Source organism: Billgrantia antri (assembly GCF_017868935.1).
Lineage (GTDB): Bacteria > Pseudomonadota > Gammaproteobacteria > Pseudomonadales > Halomonadaceae > Halomonas > Halomonas antri.
Map to the genome: position 1 here is coordinate 657,637 of NZ_CP053383.1, position 16,948 is coordinate 674,584.

Consider the following 16,948-nt stretch of genomic DNA (forward strand, 5'->3'; position numbering starts at 1 on the left):
GCAAAATGAAACCACTAGACCTCTCTCTTACTCGCCGCTCGTTTCTCGCCGGCGCTGCTGCGGCCGGCGTTGCTCTGGTCGTTCCTCTTCGCTTGCCCGCATGGGCTCGGCAAGGGGAGGCGTCGGGCTTCTCGCAGGCCTTCATTCGTATCGCCACGAGTGGCCAGGTGACTTTCCTGCTGCCCACCAGCGAAATGGGCCAGGGCACCCACACCGGACAGGCTCAGATCCTGGCCGATGAGCTGGGCGCCGACTGGTCGAGCATCGTGGTGGGTATGCCGAACCAGCCGACCTCCGACTTCCGGATTCCGTTCATCGGCCAGATGCGCTCCGTGGGCTCGTTCGGCATCCGCTTCTGGCACGACCCGCTGCGCCTTGCGGCTGCCCAGGCGCGTGAGATGCTGACGCAGGCGGCGGCCGAGCGTCTCGGGGTGGAACCGGCAACCTTGCATGCCGAGAACGGCTTCATCATCCATGTCGGCAGCGGCCGGAGGATTCCTTTCGGCGAACTGGTGGAAGACGCCATGGCGCTGCCGGTGCCGGAGGAACCGACTCTGCGCCCCGATGGCGAGCGAACCCTGAGCGGGCGCACGGTGCCGCGCCTCGATACGCTGGAGAAGGTGACGGGCAGGGCCCTGTACGGGGCGGACATCGAGCGCGACGGCCAGCTGTACGGCGCCGCCCGGCTCGCTCCGGTCTTCTCCGCCGAAGTCGAGTCGCTCGACGAGGGCAGCGTCGCCGACATGCCGGGGGTGGTCGCGGTGGTGCGCGTGCCGCGCGGCGCAGTGGTGGTAGCAGAATCCTGGTGGCAGGCCAGGCAGGCCGCCGAGGCGCTCGACATTACCTTCACCGCCACTGACGCCGACGAACTCTCCACCGAGTCGATCGACGCGATGCTGCGCGAGGCGCTGGAGCGGCCCGACGTGCCCGTTTCCACCCTGCGCGGCGAGGCGGAGGCGACGCTTGCAAGCGAGGGCCGGGTGGTCGAGGCCGAGTACTCGGTGCCGCTGCTTGCCCACGTGTGCATGGAGCCGATCAACTGCACTGCCGAGTCCACCGAGGAGCGCACGGAGCTGTGGATCGGCACCCAGGGCCAGGACGTCGTGCGCATGACGCTCGAGAATGCGCTGCAGCTGCCGGCCGAGCAGCTCTTCATCAATACCACCTATCTGGGCGGCGGCTTCGGCCGCAAGACCCACGGCGAGATCGCCCTGCAGGCCGCACTGGCCAGCCGCGCCGTCGGCGGCCGGCCAGTAAAGGTGCTGTGGACGCGCGAGAATGACGTTCAGCAGGGCCGGTACCGCCAGACGATGCGATGCCGCCTGCGGGCGGTGCTGGACGAAGCCGGCAACATTACCGGCATGCGCATTCGCGTCGCCGGGCCGCAGATGGGCCGCGAATACGGCATCGATCCGGAACAGCGGGCGCAGGCGACGGGCAACCTCGCCAACTTCGATCCCTTCTCGCTGGGCGGGCTGTCGGACATGCACTACGTCATCCCGAACTTCGTCGTGGAGCACGCCGTGGTCGATCTGCCGATTCCGCTCTGCCCCTGGCGCTCCATTGCCTACTCCTTCAACGGCTTCTTCCTGGAGAGCTTCATGGACGAATGTGCGGCGGCCGCAGGCCTCGATCCGTTGGCCTTTCGCCGTCGCCACTGCGAAGGGCAGGAGAGGATGCTCGCCGTCCTCGACCGGGTGGCCGAGATGTCGCGCTGGAGCGAGCCGGCGCCCGAGGGAATCATGCGCGGCCTGGCGGTGGTCGAGAGCTACGGCTCCTACGTCGCCCAGGTGGTCGAGGTGCGGGCCGACGATGAGGGGTTCCAGGTCGAGCGGGTCCATGCGGCCATCGACTGCGGGCGCGCGATCAACCCGGACCAGGTGGAGGCGCAGATCGAGGGTTCCGTCATCGATGCACTCGGTGCGGCGCTGCGGCAGAAGGTCACCATCCGCGACGGTCGTGCCGAGCAGTCGAACTTCCACGACTACCCGCTGCTGCGTATCGGCGAGGCGCCGTCGGTGGCGGTGGGCATCGTCGAGATCGGCTCGCCGCTGGGCGGTGTCGGGGAGCCGGGCGTCCCCCCGCTCGCGCCGGCGCTGGCCAATGCGCTGTTCGCCGCCACGCAGCAGCGGGTCCGTCACCTGCCGTTCGCCGATCATGCCTAGGTGAGGGTGAGATCAGACCTGTCGAGGCCCACCATGCAACTGGAACATGCGTATCTGGAACATGCTCAGGACGTTCTTGGCCAATGGCTCGCCTGGCGCCGGGCGGGCGAGGTCGCACTCGTCATCGTGACGGCGACGCAGGGCGGTGCGGTGCGAGCGCCGGGTGCGCTGATGGCCGTGTCCGCGGCTGGTGAAAGCTGCGGCTACCTCTCCGGTGGCTGCATCGACGCGGATGTGGTGCATCACGCCCAGAAGTCTCTCCGCTCGGGGTGCATCGAGCGGCTGCGATACGGCAGCGGCTCGCCTTTCATCGACCTGCCGCTGCCCTGTGGCGGTGCCATCGAGGTTTGGGTGCTTCCCGATCCCGATGTCGAGGTCCTGCGCGGGTGCCATGACCGGCTCGCCTTGCGTCAGCCGGCGACACTCACGCTTGCGCCATCCGGCGCGCTGCGGCTGGGGCATTCGGCCGTGGCCGGCGCGCTCTCCTTCCGCTACACGCCCAAGCTCCGCCTGCGTATCGCCGGGCGTGGTGCCGACAGCCTGGCGCTTGCCCGCCTCGCGATGGCAAGCGGCATCGAGACCGAACTGCAACTGCGCGACGGCGCCGACGTCCAGGCTGCCCGGCGGCTGGGTGTCGACCGGGTCACGGTGCTGACGCTCCCCGCCACGCTCCCGGTACTGGACGACGATCCCTGGACGGCCTTTCTCCTCGCCTTTCACGATGCCGACTGGGAGGAGCGGCTCCTTGCCCAGGCACTCACCGGTCCCGCCTGCTATGTCGGTGCCGTGGGCAGCAGGAAATCTCATGTCATGCGCTGTGAGAGGCTGCGTGCCACCGGTGTCGAAGAGGGCCAGCTCCGACGAATCCGCGGTCCTGTCGGCTTGGTTCCCTCCCTGCGTGATGCCTCGATGCTGGCCGTCTCCGTCCTCGCGGAGATCGTCGAAGTCTATCGGTGCAAGGTGCGGTCCCCCTTCGCCTCGACGGCGCTGGTGCTGCTGGCCGCCGGGCAAGGCCGCCGGTTCGAAGGGGGCGACAAGCTTCTGGCGCGGTTCCGCGGGCAGTACGTCATGCACCATGCTTCGGCAGCCCTCCAGGCGCATGACGTTGCCGCCCGTATCGCGGTGGTCGGCCCCGATCAGGCCCAGCGGGCGGAGGAGCTGCGCGCCGCGGGCTGGAGCGTCGTGGTCAATGCGCACGCGGCACAGGGTTTGTCGACCTCGCTGGCTGCCGGCATACGCCAGGCCGGCGCGCGCCAGGGCGTCGAGGCGGCGCTGGTCATGCTCGCCGACATGCCGAACGTGCCCGATGCCCACCTCGTCGACCTGCGCGATGCCCTGACGCCGCAGCGCAGCGCAGTCATGTCGCTGGCGGGAGCGGTATCCATGCCACCCGCCATCTTCGGTCGATCCGTCTTCGGCAGCCTGACCGGCCTGGCAGGCGATGCCGGCGCAGGCCAGATATTCCGGTCGCTGGCGCATACGGCCACCGTGCCGATTCCCTCCGAGTGGGCGCTCGACATCGATACGCGCGAGGATCTGGCGCAGGCACAGGCGGAGTGCAGTTTATCCTTGCCCATCGGGGTTTGAAGCAGCCGGGCGATGCCTGCCGAAGAGTCCCGTAATCCATTGCACCCCGTCGTCCACGTAGCTGTACACCACTGGGATCACGAGCAGGCTCAGCAGCGTCGAGGTCATCAGCCCACCGATCACGACATAGGCCATGGGGGCCCGGAAGCTGGGGTCGCCGGCCCATCCCATGGCGACCGGTAGCATGCCCGCCCCCATGGCAAGGGTGGTCATGACGATCGGCCGGACGCGCTTGCGACAGGCGTCGAGAATGGCGTCCCGGCGGTCGAGGCCGTGCTCCTGGCGGGCGATGATGATGTAGTCCACCAGCAGTATCGAATTCTTCGTGGCAACGCCCATCAGCATGACCAGTCCGATCATCGCGGGAAGCGAGAGGGCCGACTGGGTGAGGAACAGTGCCAGGAAAGCCCCGGGGACGGAGAGCACCAGCGCCACCAGGATGGTGACCGGCTGCATGAAACTCCTGAACAGCAGCACCAGCACCATGTAGATACACAACACGCCGGTCAGCATTGCGATAGCGAAACCCGCTGCCACCTCGGCCATTTCCTCCGCATCGCCGGTCGCCGCCTGGTGAATGCCCGGCGGCAGCTGGCGTACGCTGGGCAGCGCCTGAACAATCTGCTCGATTTCCCCTAGCGGGCGCCCCTGCAGCACTACCTCGAAGTTGATGTTGCGCAGACGGTCGTAGCGGGTGATTTCCGCTGGCCCGCTGCTCCATTCGAGGGTGGCCACGTTTTCCAGCGGCACCATCCCCCTCGCACCGGGAACGGGCAGGTGTCCAAGGGTCGCGATGTCCTGCCGGGCGGCATCCGCCAGGCGCACCATGATCGGCACCTGGCGCTCACCGAGGTTCAGCTTCGGCAAGTCCTCCGCGTCGTCACCCACCGTGGCGATGCGCAGCGTGTCGGCGATGGCCGAGGCCGACACGCCAAGATCGGCGGCGCGGGCGAAATCGGGGCGCACGATGAGCTCGGGCCTGACCAGGCTGGCCGTCGAACTCACGGCGCCAAGGCCGGGAACGGCACGCAGCTCCCGCTCGACCTGGCGGGCATGCTGCTCGAGTACCCGGCTGTCCTCTCCGGCCAGCGCCAGTTCATAGGTGTCGCCTGAATCCTCAGTTCCCACCCGGGTGCGTACACCGGGGAGCGCGGCGAGTGCATCGCGCAGCTGCTGTTCGATCGCCTGCAGCTTGATGCCCGCACGGCTCGTGCGGTCCGCCAAGCCCACGGTGAGCACGACGCTGGTCACATCGGCATCGCTGCTGTTTGATGCGTCCCCGACGGCGGCGAAGATGCGCGTGACGTAGGGATTCTCCTCCAGCCTTGTGCGTGCCTGCTCGGCAAGCTCTGTCGCTTCCGACAAAGTGCTACCGGGCGGCAAGGTCAGCGTCGCCTGGGTCTGGGAAATGTCGTCGGGCGGGATGAAGGCGTCTGGCAGGGTCGATGCCAGCCATAGGCCCCCGGCGAAGCAGGCTGCCGCTGCGAGGAGCGTTGTCTTGCGCTGGCGTTGGCACCAGCTGGCGACGGCCAGATAGAACGTGATCCACTTCGGCTGGTGATGGCCCCGGCCGGGATTTCGCAGCAGGTAGGCGGCCATCATCGGCGTGAGAAGGCGCGCCACCACCAGCGAGAACAGCACCGCCACGGAGGCCGTCCAACCAAACTGGAAGAAAAAGCGTCCTACCGTGCCGCTCATGAAGGCCGTGGGCAGGAAAACGGCAATCAGGGTGAAGGTGGTAGCGACCACGGCCAGGCCGATTTCCGCCGCCGCGTCCATTGCCGCCCGGCGCGGGGGCTTGCCCATCAGCAGATGGCGCTCGATGTTCTCGATCTCGACGATGGCATCGTCCACCAGCACCCCGATCACCAGCGAGAGCGCCAGCAGCGTCACGATGTTGAGCGAGAAGCCCATCAGGTGCATGAGGCCGAAGGTCGGAATGATCGATAGCGGCAGCGTCACGGCGGCGATCAGCGTCGCCCGCCAGTCGCGCAGAAAGCAGAACACCACCAGCACGGCCAGCAGCATGCCCTCGTACAGGATGCGCATGGAGCCCTGATAGTTCTCCCTTACCGGCTCGACGAAGTCGAAGGCTTGCTGGATCTCGACATGGGGGTTTTGCACCTGCAGGGCGGCGAGGGCGGCCTGAACCCCCTCGGCCACGTCGACCTCGCCATATCCTCGGGCCCGCGTCATCTCGAAACCGACGACTGGCACCCCATCGAGAAACGCCGCCGAACGCCGCTCGGCCACGCTATCGGTGACGGTCGCGATCTGGTCGAGACGAATGCGGCGGCCGTCGCCGAGCGCCAGCTCCATGGCTGCCAGTTCGGCCGCCGACGCGGCGTTGGCGAGGATGCGCACGGCCTGTTCGGCGCCGCCGACATTCGTGCGTCCTCCGGGCGCCTCAAGCTGTGCCTGACGCAGCTGCCGCGAGATGTCGAGTGCCGTCGTGTTCAAGGCCAGCAGGCGGTCCGGATGCAGCGCCACGCGGACTGCGCGATCGACACCGCCGATCCGCCGTACCTCTCCCACACCCGGCACGGCCAGTACGGCCCTGGCGATTCTGTCGTCCACGAACCAGGACAGCGCCTCCTCGTCCAGCCGGGAGGAGGCCACCGTGTAGAGCAGGAGTGGATCTTCAGAGAAGCCCCGATGCTGAATCACCGGGTCACGCATTGCGGCGGGCAGGTCCGAGCGTATGCGAGAGACGGCGTCACGTACGTCATCGACCGCCTCTTGCACGGGTTTTTCCAGCCGGAACTCGATGCCGATCTCGGCGTGCCCATCGGTCAGCGTGGTGGTGATGTGATCGACGCCGGATACCGTGGCAATGGCATTCTCGATCTTGCGCGCGACTTCGTTCTCCACCAGGGCCGGTGCTGCCCCCGGCAGCGAGGCGGAGACGACCACCCGGGGTATGTTCACATCCGGCAAGTCCTGGATGAACATGCATCTGAAGGACATCAGCCCCAACGACGTCAGCAGCACGAAGAGCAGGGCGACCGGGATGGGGTTTCGAATTGCCCAGGAGGAGGTGTTGAACATCATGGCTGCCTCCCTGACAGCGATAGCGCCCGTTCGACACGTACCCGATCGCCGTCGCCGAGGAAGGCGCCCCCCGAAGCGACCACGCGGGCCTCAGGGTCGAGCCCCGAAAGTATTTCGATCCGATCGCCCTCGGATTGACCGAGGGCTACCTTCACCTCCGTTATCACGCCGTCCTCGCCGACACGGTGCACGTAGCCGAAGCCATCGCGAAGCTGCACCGCTGAGCGCGGCAGGGTCATGGCCCGGCGAGTGCCGAGCGCGAATTCACCGCGTGCGAACATGCCCGCCCTAGCGCCGTCGCTTGCTGGTAGATCGACATAGACCGTGCCATTGCGGGTGGCTACGTCCACGAGCGGAGCGATCATGCGTACACGCCCCTCCAACTCGCGGCCTCCCGGCAGGGTGACCCTGGCACTCTGGCCGGGCTGCAGCCGCTCCAGGTCGGAAGCGGCAACCTTGGCCCGCCACTCCAGCCGCCCGAACCGGATCAGGCGAAACAGTTCCTGGCCCGCGGGAAGCACTGCGCCGACCGTGGCACTGCGGGTCGAAATCACGCCATCGTCGGGGGCGAGCACCTGGGTCTGGGCCAGGCGGAGCTGCTGCACGCGCTCGACGGCCTGCGCCGCTTCCAGGCGGGCCCGGGCCGTGCGCGCCGCCGTGCCGTATTGGAGAATCTGTTGGGTCGCCATCGCGCCTGTATCTCGTAGCTCGTGGGCGCGCTGCGCGTTGTCCTCGGCTTCGGCGAGTGCCGCCTCGGCCTCGGCGACGGCGGCGCGGCTCTGCGCTAGCTCGGCGCTCACCGTATCGGACGCGAACGTGGCGAGAACCTGGCCGCGCTGGACCACGTCGCCAACGTTGACCTCGACGCTGGCCAGGCGCAGGCCGTTTGCCTCGGTACCGACGCTGGCTTCCTGCCAAGCCATGATGTTTCCGTTCGCGGCTATTCTGATGGGCAGCATGGCGGGTTGCGGTGTCGTGACGGCCACGGTCAGTGCGGGTTGCGTGACCGCTGGGGTGTCACTGTCCAAGGCGTCATTGTCCGAAGCGCTGCTGGAGACCTGCAGGAGCCAGGAGACCGTCACGGTGAAGCCCACCGCAACGACCGTGGCGGCCGTGAGTGAACGTGATTTATTCATCATCATGACCCTTGTTTTCGTCAGCGGGCCAGCCGCCGCCTAGCGCGCGGTACAATCGGATCCAGGCGGTGATTCGTTCACGCTGCAGTTCGATCACGGCGCTCTGGGCGGCGACCCTGCTGCGGCGTGCATCCTCGAGCTCGAACAGGCTGGCGCTGCCGATGCGGTAGCTGGCTTCGGTGGCTTGGTAGGAGCGTTCGAATCCATCGGCGGCGATGGCCGCGTCCTCGCTGCGTTTCGCCGTGCTGTCCAGCGTGACCAGCGCGTCCTCGACATCACGGATCGCTTCACGCAGTCGGGCGGCATAGACGGCGGTAGCGGCCTCGTAGCGAGAGCGTGCCGCCTGCGCACTGGCGCGTCGCGTTCCGCCGTCGAACAGCGGCAGCGTTACCGTCAGGGGCCCGATACTCCACACGCTGCCATTGGTGCTGATGCCCCCACTGGCAATGCGTGTCGTGCCGATGCTTCCGGCCAGCGTAATGCGGGGCCAGCGCTGCGCTTGCGCCTGCTCCGAATCGGCGCTCGCCGCTATCACGTCACGTGCTGCCGCGTGGATGTCGGGACGCTGTGCCAGTACCTCGGCCGGCATCGCCGTGACACTGAGCTCGGCCGGCCGCGGCAACTGGCCTGTTCCGGCATCGAGTTCTCGGCGCAGCGCTGCCTCGTCCTCGGCCGCAAGGGCACTCAACGCCTTGACCAGCAGTTCGCATTGCGTCCGCTGCTCGATCAGCGTTACGTTGCCTTGCGCCGCGCTGGCATTCGCCAGGTCCGCCTCTGCCGGGGGGCGGAAGCCCTTATCTGCCACCAGGCGGGTGATCTTTGCCGTTTGCGCCCGCGATCGGGCATCGATTTCGGCCTGCTGGGCCAAGGCCTCGCAGGCGCGTAGCTCGACATAGGTCGTCGCCATTTCGGCGGCGACCGAAACCCGGGCGTCGTGCCAATCGGCCTGGCTGGATTCGAGCCGGGCTTGCGCGGCGTTGACGCTGGCACGGCCTGCGCCGAACAGGTCCAGCTCCCAGCCGAGCTGCAAGCCTGCCGATGTTTCGGTGCCGACCGGCGTGTCCAGATCCGGTCGTCCCCGGCTCGAACTGACGCTGGCGTCCAGCGAAGGCAGCAGGGCGGCGCTCTGCGCCACGCGTGCGGCCTGGGCATCGGCGATGCGTGCGGCTGCCTGCGCCACCGTCGGGCTGGCCTGCTGACCGGCCTCGATGAGGCGCAGCATCAAAGGGTCGTCGAACTGAGCCCACCAGCGGCTCAGGTCCGCCAGCTGCCCGCCGTGGGGTAATGGCGCGTGCCATTGCCCGGCAACGGGTGCTGCGGCGCTGCCATGCAGGCTTTCGGGTAAAGTCTCGGGTAGGGCCGAGACACAGCCCGCGAGCAGGGCGACGGCGGCAATGACGAGCCAGGTCGCAAGCAACCGCGGCTTGCCGCCGGGAAGCGCCTTGATGGCTGCCGCATGTCGTTGGCGGGGCATGAAGGCAACGGGAATGACATCGGTGCATGGGAGCATGGGGTGTCCTCGTCTCACATGGGACGGGACTTTCCGCCAAGGCGTCTTTCAGAAGACTTACCGGTGAAACGGAACTATCCGGGAGGCTAGCGGTAAGTTTTGCGTAAGTTGGCGGCTGCGAAAGTGAGCTTCTTTAACAACACAGAGTAATGCTCATGTCACTACCACCTCCTCTTGTCTCGAGCTCTCCTGCCTCTGTCTCGCGTATGGCGACCGTTTCAGCACTTGCCGTTGGGCTCTTTGCCTCGGTGGCGGCTGTGGCCCAGGAGCCGACTGCCGAGCCGTCCTCCACGACCTGGGGGCTGGGCCTCGGCGTAGTGAGCGAGCAGGAGCCCTACGCCGATATCGACCGGGACAACAAGCCGCTGCCGTTGCTCGAGGCCGAGAACCGATACCTTCATCTCTTTGGCCCGCAGATCGAATTCAAGCTACCGAGTCTCGACATCAGCGACTCTCAGCAACTCAGCTTCGGTATCGTCGGCAAGTACGACGGCAGCGGCTACGAGGAGGACGACGCTCCGATCCTCGACGGTATGGATGAGCGCAAGGGCGGCTTCTGGGCCGGCGGCAAGGTGGAGTGGAGCAGCGAACTGGTGGATGTCAGCGCCGAATGGCTTGCCGATGCGTCAGGCAACAGCAACGGCCAGATCGTCAACCTCGGGCTGGAGAGAACGTGGCGCTTCGGGAATCATGTTCTGATTACTCCGCACCTGGGGGCGAGCTGGCAGGACTAGGACACCATCGATTACTACTTCGGCGTTCGTGACAGCGAGGCTCGTATCGACCGCCCCGCCTATGCCGGGGAGGCTGCCACCAACATCGAGGCGGGGGTGCGTGGCGTCTACATGTTCGACAAGCATCACTCCGTGCTCATGGGGGGCGAGATGACGAGACTGGCGGATGAGATCAAGGACAGCCCGCTGGTGGATCGCTCGACCACCAATAGTGTGTTTCTCGGCTACGTTTACCGCTTCTGATGAGCCGCATACTTCTGGTCGAGGACCATGACCGGCTGGCCCGGCTGATGTGCAAGGGGCTGGAAGCCGCCGGCATCGCCGCCGATGTGGCCGGGCGCATCGACACTGCATGGGCGGCCGTCCAGCAGGTTTCCTACCAGGCCCTGGTGCTCGACCGGGGGCTGCCGGATGGGGACGGCCTCATTCTGCTGCAGAAGTTGCGCAAGGCGGGCCTCGGCGTGCCTTGCCTGGTGTTGACGGCCCGCGATGCGTTGCATGACCGGGTACAAGGACTCGAAGCCGGTGCCGACGATTACCTGCCCAAGCCGTTCGCCATGGACGAGATGGTGGCGCGCGTGCGTGCGCTGCTGCGTCGCCCCGTGGAGTTCCACCCGCTCGACCCCAGCCATGGCGACCTCACCCTGCGCCCCGAGGCTGGCGTACTGTGTCGCGGCGATGAAAGCGTCACCCTCGCCCCGGCGGAGCTGCACATCATGCAACTGCTCCTGCACAAGCCCAGGGAAGTGGTGCGCCGTAGCGCGCTGGAAGCGGCTGCCTGGGGGCTGAGTGAGGCGGTGACGCCAAACGCCCTGGACGTGGCCCTGCACCGTCTGCGCCGCAAGCTGCTCGCCATCGGTTCGCGCCAGCGCATCGTCAACGTCAGGGGGCTGGGCTATGCGCTGCGTGAAGCCGATGCCGCTGAATAGCGCCGGTCTGAAAGTGCTACTGGCCCAAGAGGCGCTCTGATGGATGACAAGCACACCCTGAGGGAGGGTTCATGCTGCCCCGCTTTTGCTTATTGCTTATCACATTGGTGTTTCTGGCATCCTGCGCCATGCCGCCGGATTCCCCTCACTTTCAACCTTCCGACAACCTGCCGCCCTATGATCAGGACAGTTTCGATCAATATGTGCGCGACACCCGCGCCTGGATTGCCGACAACCGTGCCTTCATCGGTGACGACCGCAACCTGGAAATAGAGCTCAACGCGCCGTTCGAGCTTCGCCCCGACAAACCGGCCAAACGAGGCATTCTGTTCGTTCACGGACTGGGCGCAAGCCCGTGGTACTTTACTGACATTGCCACCGCCATGGCGAATGACGGCTGGCTGGTTCGCTCCATCCTGCTTCCCGGTCATGGCACCCGCCCCGCCGATCTGATGCTGCCCGATGGGAATGATTGGGAGAAAGTCATCGCCCATCATGCAAACCTGCTGGCAGCCGAGGTCGATGAGCTTTGGCTAGGGGGCTTCTCGACCGGCGCAAATCTGGTTACCTCCCATGCGCTAGGCGACGAGGATGTCGCCGGGCTGTTGCTGTTTTCCCCCGGTTTTTATCCCGACAACGGCTATTTGTTTCTCGCCCCGGTCATGGCCCACTTGTGGGATTGGGTCGATATCGATGACGAGGACAATATCGCTACCTACCAGTCTCTTCCTACGCGAGGAGCTGCCCTTTATTACCGTTCGGTCAGTGCCGTACAGAAAAATCTCGAAACCGCGCGCTTTGATAAACCCGTCCTGATCACCATGAGCCAGCATGATAGCGTTCTCGATCCCAGCGCGACGCTCGATGCCTTTCAAACCCGCTTTCCCAACCAACAGTCACGCTTCGTCTGGTACGGCGATACTCCGCAGGAACTTGACGACCCTCGCGTCACCGCCCTGGCCAGCAATCTGCCCGACCGGCGCATCAGTACGTTTTCCCATATGAATGTGCTGTTTGCGCCCGAGAACTTTTATTACGGTGAAAAGGGCAGCCACATCATTTTTGATAATGGCCAGGACGGTATCTCACCCCCCGAGGATACCGAAACCCTATGGTTTGGGGCGTGGGGCCAAATCGCGGCAGAAAGATACCATGCCCGCCTGACCTGGAACCCCTACTTCCTCGACCTCCTCGAGAGTATTCGCGAGGTAACAGGTGAAGGTTAGCCGACATGCCTGGATAGGCGAAAAATGGGTCGCTGAATGCGAGGGACTGGAGGTTGGGTCATGCGCTTCATGAAACCGATGCCGCTGAATAGCATCAGCCTGAAGATTCTGTTGGCCTATGTGGCGGGCATGATGCTCAGCATCATGCTGCTGGTGATCGTTGCGGTGGTGTTGGTCAAGAGCAACGTGCTGGCGCGGATGGATTTGGCCGACGCTGCGGATGAACTGGTGAAAAAAATTGAGTTCAATAGCAACGGCAGACCCACCGGCTTCGACTCGAGCCTGGACGACCGCGCCTGGTTGTACGAAGGCCCGCAGCGCGAAACGGCCTATCGAATTCTGGATGATGACGGGATCGTGGTTGCCTTCTCGAGTAGGGGAGAAAACTTCTGGCCGGTTGATGGCGATCTCCTTCGATTGGCCCGCGGGAGTTTCACTTTCGAGCACGAAGGAAACATCTTCTACGGCGCCACGAAGCCCTTCGAGCATGGGGGGCGAAAGTGGTATCTGCAGTTCGTCGCCAGTGCCAGGTTCCTGGATATCCTGCATAAGGTTGCCTTGCCACGAATGGTCGCCGGCATCTTGGTGTTTGGTATTGTCCTGTTCGTTGCCTTCGGCTTGTGTGCCTATATCACCTTGCGCTATACCCTCAAGCCGCTGCGGGACGTGTCGGAATCCGCCGCGACCATCTCGCCGCGTTCCATTGATGCCCGGTTGAGTACGGAAGCGGTGCCCACGGAGATCGCCCCTCTCGTGGATAGTTTCAACCGGGCCCTGGAGCGTCTCGAACGCGGCTATCGCGTGCAGCAGGAATTTCTCGGCAACGCGGCTCACGAGTTGAAGACACCCCTGGCGCTGATCCGAGCTCAAATCGAGCTGAAAGAGGGGGGGAAGAACGAGCGCGAGTCGCTATTGAGCGACGTCACATACATGACCCGTCAGGTGCAGCAGCTACTGCTCCTGGCGGAAGCCAGCGAGGCGCACAACTACCACTTCACCAGCGTCGGGATGCAGGAGGTCGCCCACGATGCCGCTTCCTACTTGCAGCGCATGGCGGAAACTGCCGACGTTCACTTGGCGGTGCGTGCTGTCGGCGACGTGAAGTGGAAAGCGGACCGCGCGGCCTGCTTCACCTTGCTGAAGAATCTGCTGGAAAATGCCATCCAGCATGCGCCTGCGCAAAGCTCCGTCAGCGTGGAGATACTGGGCGATACGCTGACCGTGCGGGACAGAGGCCCCGGCGTCGATGCAGAACAACTCCCCTTGCTGTTCGAACGCTTCTGGCGCGCCGCGCATCGGCGCGACCACGGCGCAGGCCTCGGCCTGGCTATCTGCCAGGAAATCGCCCTGGCGCATGGCTGGCGCCTCACGGCCGAGCAAGCCGAACCGGGGCTTCGGTTCCGGTTGTCCGGAGGGGAGGAAGGCGGTTCCGAAAGGCTCGCTTGATTTCGACTCAAGGCAAGAACTTCCGAATCAGCTCCTCCCGCTCCATCTTGAGCATTTCTCCGACGAACGGGTCCTGCCCGCCTTCTTCATCGGCTTGCCATTCCTGCAATAGTGCCTCGGCCTCTGGCGAACCGGCCAGGCGAGCTGCCAGGATGTGGTTGGCGCTCGGCTGGCTGCCTGTTTCGCCAGTCATCACGTAGGCGGCTTCCACCTCCGCATAGCAGGCCATGGCATTGTCGGTGGTGCCTTCCATGCGTTCGAGCAGCATGCAGCGCAGCAGCATACCTTCCTTGTGCAAACCGTTCTCGTGCAGCGCATCCAGGTCGCGCTTGGCTTGCCCGTAGCGGCCCATGCTGGCGAGCAGGTTGGCGCGGCTGCTGCGCAGCTCGGGGTCGTCGGGGTGGCGTTCCAGCCCCTCGTTGTATATCGCCAGCGCGTTTTCGAGCTGCCGCGTATCGCCCATGGCTTCCATGGCCACTGCGCTGGCGCGCTCCTGATAGTGCTCCGGTGGCTCGTCGCTGACTGCAGGGCCGGTGGCCAGCAGCAGGACGACAAGCGAAAGGCTGCCAATCTTCGATGGGTTCATCCTGATCCCTCGGTCTCGTCTTCCATTCCTTATTGAGACCCAGTATCGCTCGCTTGGTGCGATGGGTCATTTCACGAGCGCGGCGTTGAGATATGGCTTACAAATTTTTCGGCGATCGCTTACGCGGAAGGGCGTAACCAGACGTTGTGCAGGTACGTGGATGGTCGTCGATGCGGTGGAGCGTCAATAGGTGGCGGCCAGTCACGCAGACACGACAAGGCCCGCCGAAGCGGGCCTCGATTTCGAACCGTGCGGTTCTCTCTCGCGTGACAGTCGGTCAGGCGAGCTGTTTGATGTTGGAGGCCTGAAGGCCCTTCTTGCCCTGGGTCACGTCGAATTCGACGGTTTGACCTTCCTGCAGGGACTTGAAGCCGTCAGCCTGGATTTCGGAGAAGTGGGCGAACACATCGTCGCCACCATCGGCCGGTGAGATGAAGCCGAAGCCTTTGGAATCATTGAACCACTTGACTGTACCAGTCGTCATAACTTTCCTTTTGCGCCGTAGCGCCTTGCTACATTCTTGGGGTTGCCCCCATGGGATAGCGGGTTATGGCTTACCCGCTGAACCCACCGTGTCATGCTTGAACGCCATGGGTCAAAGCATTTCGCGGTTATTTTTCGTATCCGCTGCCGGCGCCGCCTCCAAGCTGGACGAGGCAGGCCTTGCTGAGTTGTACTGAGAACGGCTCATGATTCGCATCGTTCGTGGCCGGTGGTCGAGTGCCTGGAACGAACGACGCTGTCGCAGGGAATCGACAGTGAATTCGCAGCAACTGGGAAACAGCTATGAGAGCGAACAGGACATGGCGCCTGTGGGGCGTGCTGGTCGTGGCACTGCTCCTTTCCGGCCTGGGGCTGACGCAGGCACAGGAGGGGGAGAGCGAGGAGTCGTCGGCTTGGTTCTCGGTCGACTCGCTGAACGAGGGGCTGGGTGAGGTCCCAGAGGAGGTCACGCGGCAGACGCCGCGCGAATCGGTCCGTCGCTTTCTCGAACTGGCCGACCGGGAAGCCTATGGTGCGGCGGCGCATCACCTGAATCTGGCCAATCTGGAGCCGGCCGAGCAGGGGGAGCGCGGTGCGGTGCTGGCCAGGCAGCTGGCGACGATCTTCCGACGCGGTGAGTGGGTCGATGCTTCCGACCTCTCGGGGCGAGAGGATGCCGCCATCGAAGACCCTTCGGGCCAGAACCCCCAGGCCGGTGAGCCCCGGCGCAACCTCAAGCTGGCGACGCTCGAGGCCAACGACCAGACCTATGAGATTCGCCTGGGACGTTATCGTGTCGATGACGACGATGCGGTCTGGCTGATCACGCCGGACAGCGTGTCATCGATACCTCTTCTCTATGAGGAGTATGGCCCCTCGTTGCTCGAGGAGTTCGTGCCGGAAGAGCTCAAGTCCTCGCTCGGAGTACTCAAGCTGTGGGAATGGATCGCCATTCCGGTCTTTCTGCTGGTGATCGGCCTGGTGGGATGGAGCGTCCATCGCCTGGTCGGCTGGCTGTCGCACTGGTTCCCCTCCGGCTGGCCGAGCATCTTCGCCGGCAGGATCAGCGGGCCAGTGGCGCTGCTGGTGATGGCGTTTACCGCGCGGTTTTTGCTCGACTATGTGGTCTCCTTCACCGCGGTGGCCACCACTTCCCTGCGTGTGCTCTTGATCATTCTGATCGCCTGGGGCTTGGGGACGATCCTGCTGCGCCTGGTGGATACCATCCTGCTCAAGGTGACGCGGCGCATCGTCGGGGAGATCGACGACACCAAGCCCAAGGACGAGCGCAAGCTGCTCACCACGCTCTATGCGCTGCGGCGCATCATCATCCTGATCCTGGTGACCGCAGTCTCGATCTACGTGCTGAGCCAGATTCAGCTGTTCGAGTCGCTGGGCTTGTCGCTGCTGGCCTCGGCCAGCGTGCTGGCGGTGCTGGTGGGTATCGCCGGCCAGGCGGTGCTGAGCAATATTCTCTCCTCGTTCCAATTGTCGCTGGCCAAGCCGATCCGCATTGGTGACCTGGTGATGTTCGAGGGGCAGTGGTGCTACGTGGAAGGGATCTTCTACACCTTCATCCGGCTGCGCAGCTGGGATGAACGACGCGTGATCGTGCCGGTGACCTATTTCATCTCAAAGCCCTTCGAGAATCTCTCGGTCAAGAGCGCCAAGATGTACCGCTATTTCGAGATGAAGCTGCACTTGAGCGCCGACGTTCAGGTCATCCGCGAGAAGTTCATGGAAATTGCCAAGGAGGAGGACAGTGTCGTCGAGCATCACAAGCTGTGCTGCTACGTGACCGGACAGACCGAGACGGCGCAGACGGTCACCTGCTATCTCATGACCTCCGATCCGTTTTCCGGCTGGGCCGCGGAAAAGAGTGTGCTCGAGAAATTGATGGCCTTCGTACGTGACGAACATCCGCAGTGGTGGCCGCGCGAGGTGGTGGTGCTCAGCCAGTATGATATCGCCAAGGGCAAGCGGCAGGATGCCCAGCGGGCCGAAGAGGATGACCAAGACGAAGGGGCATGAGGCGTACCCTAGGCCAAGGCCGCGAGTGGCTGGGCGCGGCCATATGGCATAGTGTTGGTTTAGT

Annotated in this window: 11 protein-coding genes and 1 pseudogene; 7 read left to right on the forward strand and 5 right to left on the reverse strand. The window is 64.7% G+C overall.

Going from position 1 to position 16,948, the window contains the following annotated elements; translation table 11 throughout:
- Window positions 1–5 precede the first annotated feature (5 nt).
- Together HNO53_RS03090 and HNO53_RS03095 are read left to right on the forward strand one after the other, a co-directional pair.
- Window positions 6–2,165, forward strand: coding sequence for a xanthine dehydrogenase family protein molybdopterin-binding subunit (locus HNO53_RS03090; RefSeq protein WP_209476153.1), 2,160 nt, complete (start codon window positions 6–8; stop codon window positions 2,163–2,165).
- The gene (locus HNO53_RS03095) at window positions 2,166–3,752 is read left to right on the forward strand and encodes an NTP transferase domain-containing protein (RefSeq protein WP_242597521.1); all 1,587 of its coding nucleotides are present in this window, start codon (window positions 2,166–2,168) and stop codon (window positions 3,750–3,752) included. It abuts the gene before it with no gap.
- Here HNO53_RS03095 and HNO53_RS03100 read toward each other — a convergent pair.
- From HNO53_RS03100 to HNO53_RS03110, 3 genes are read right to left on the reverse strand one after another with little or no spacing between them, the layout of a single operon-like run.
- A complete protein-coding gene (locus HNO53_RS03100; protein WP_209476155.1) occupies window positions 3,729–6,803 on the reverse strand; it encodes an efflux RND transporter permease subunit in 3,075 nt (1,024 codons plus the stop codon). The genes HNO53_RS03095 and HNO53_RS03100 overlap by 24 nt on opposite strands.
- On the reverse strand, window positions 6,800–7,945 hold the full coding sequence (locus HNO53_RS03105) for an efflux RND transporter periplasmic adaptor subunit (RefSeq protein WP_209476157.1): 1,146 nt from the start codon (window positions 7,943–7,945) through the stop codon (window positions 6,800–6,802). Before HNO53_RS03105 ends, HNO53_RS03100 begins: the two co-directional genes overlap by 4 nt.
- Entirely contained in the window at window positions 7,932–9,449 is a 1,518-nt protein-coding gene (locus tag HNO53_RS03110) for an efflux transporter outer membrane subunit (RefSeq protein ID WP_209476159.1), read from the reverse strand. The genes HNO53_RS03105 and HNO53_RS03110 overlap by 14 nt, the downstream gene beginning before the upstream one ends.
- 206 nt (window positions 9,450–9,655) lie before the next feature.
- On the opposite strand from HNO53_RS03110, the pseudogene HNO53_RS03115 reads away from it, so the two are divergent.
- From HNO53_RS03115 to HNO53_RS03130, 4 genes and pseudogenes are all read left to right on the forward strand, one after another.
- Window positions 9,656–10,426, forward strand: a pseudogene (locus HNO53_RS03115) (MipA/OmpV family protein).
- Complete coding sequence (locus HNO53_RS03120; protein ID WP_209476161.1) at window positions 10,426–11,112, forward strand: response regulator transcription factor; 687 nt, start codon at window positions 10,426–10,428, stop codon at window positions 11,110–11,112. The pseudogene HNO53_RS03115 and the gene HNO53_RS03120 overlap by 1 nt, the downstream one beginning before the upstream one ends.
- 71 nt (window positions 11,113–11,183) lie before the next feature.
- The gene (locus HNO53_RS03125; RefSeq protein ID WP_209476163.1) at window positions 11,184–12,338 is read left to right on the forward strand and encodes an alpha/beta hydrolase; all 1,155 of its coding nucleotides are present in this window, start codon (window positions 11,184–11,186) and stop codon (window positions 12,336–12,338) included.
- 60 nt (window positions 12,339–12,398) lie between these two features.
- Complete coding sequence (locus HNO53_RS03130; RefSeq protein WP_209476165.1) at window positions 12,399–13,784, forward strand: ATP-binding protein; 1,386 nt, start codon at window positions 12,399–12,401, stop codon at window positions 13,782–13,784.
- A gap of 7 nt (window positions 13,785–13,791) precedes the next feature.
- On the opposite strand, the gene HNO53_RS03135 is transcribed toward HNO53_RS03130, so the two are convergent.
- Together HNO53_RS03135 and HNO53_RS03140 are read right to left on the reverse strand one after the other, a co-directional pair.
- Window positions 13,792–14,370 (reverse strand): tetratricopeptide repeat protein, encoded by a 579-nt coding sequence (locus HNO53_RS03135; protein ID WP_209476167.1) that lies wholly within the window; start codon window positions 14,368–14,370, stop codon window positions 13,792–13,794.
- 277 nt (window positions 14,371–14,647) lie between these two features.
- Window positions 14,648–14,854, reverse strand: a complete 207-nt coding sequence (locus tag HNO53_RS03140; RefSeq protein ID WP_209476169.1) for a cold-shock protein — start codon at window positions 14,852–14,854, stop codon at window positions 14,648–14,650.
- A 302-nt stretch (window positions 14,855–15,156) separates the two neighbouring features.
- Here HNO53_RS03140 and HNO53_RS03145 point away from each other — a divergent pair, with 302 nt between their 5' ends.
- Complete coding sequence (locus HNO53_RS03145; protein WP_209476170.1) at window positions 15,157–16,884, forward strand: mechanosensitive ion channel family protein; 1,728 nt, start codon at window positions 15,157–15,159, stop codon at window positions 16,882–16,884.
- Window positions 16,885–16,948: the final 64 nt, after the last annotated feature.

Excerpts from the sequence above, each read along its gene's own strand:
- HNO53_RS03090 (WP_209476153.1), top strand. The coding sequence starts at position 6 with ATGAAACCACTAGACCTCTCTCTTACTCGCCGCTCGTTTCTCGCCGGC.
- HNO53_RS03100 (WP_209476155.1), bottom strand. The coding sequence starts at position 6,803 with ATGATGTTCAACACCTCCTCCTGGGCAATTCGAAACCCCATCCCGGTC.
- HNO53_RS03105 (WP_209476157.1), bottom strand. The coding sequence starts at position 7,945 with ATGATGATGAATAAATCACGTTCACTCACGGCCGCCACGGTCGTTGCG.
- HNO53_RS03110 (WP_209476159.1), bottom strand. The coding sequence starts at position 9,449 with ATGCTCCCATGCACCGATGTCATTCCCGTTGCCTTCATGCCCCGCCAA.
- HNO53_RS03120 (WP_209476161.1), top strand. The coding sequence starts at position 10,426 with ATGAGCCGCATACTTCTGGTCGAGGACCATGACCGGCTGGCCCGGCTG.
- HNO53_RS03125 (WP_209476163.1), top strand. The coding sequence starts at position 11,184 with ATGCTGCCCCGCTTTTGCTTATTGCTTATCACATTGGTGTTTCTGGCA.
- HNO53_RS03130 (WP_209476165.1), top strand. The coding sequence starts at position 12,399 with ATGCGCTTCATGAAACCGATGCCGCTGAATAGCATCAGCCTGAAGATT.
- HNO53_RS03135 (WP_209476167.1), bottom strand. The coding sequence starts at position 14,370 with ATGAACCCATCGAAGATTGGCAGCCTTTCGCTTGTCGTCCTGCTGCTG.
- HNO53_RS03140 (WP_209476169.1), bottom strand. The coding sequence starts at position 14,854 with ATGACGACTGGTACAGTCAAGTGGTTCAATGATTCCAAAGGCTTCGGC.
- HNO53_RS03145 (WP_209476170.1), top strand. The coding sequence starts at position 15,157 with ATGAGAGCGAACAGGACATGGCGCCTGTGGGGCGTGCTGGTCGTGGCA.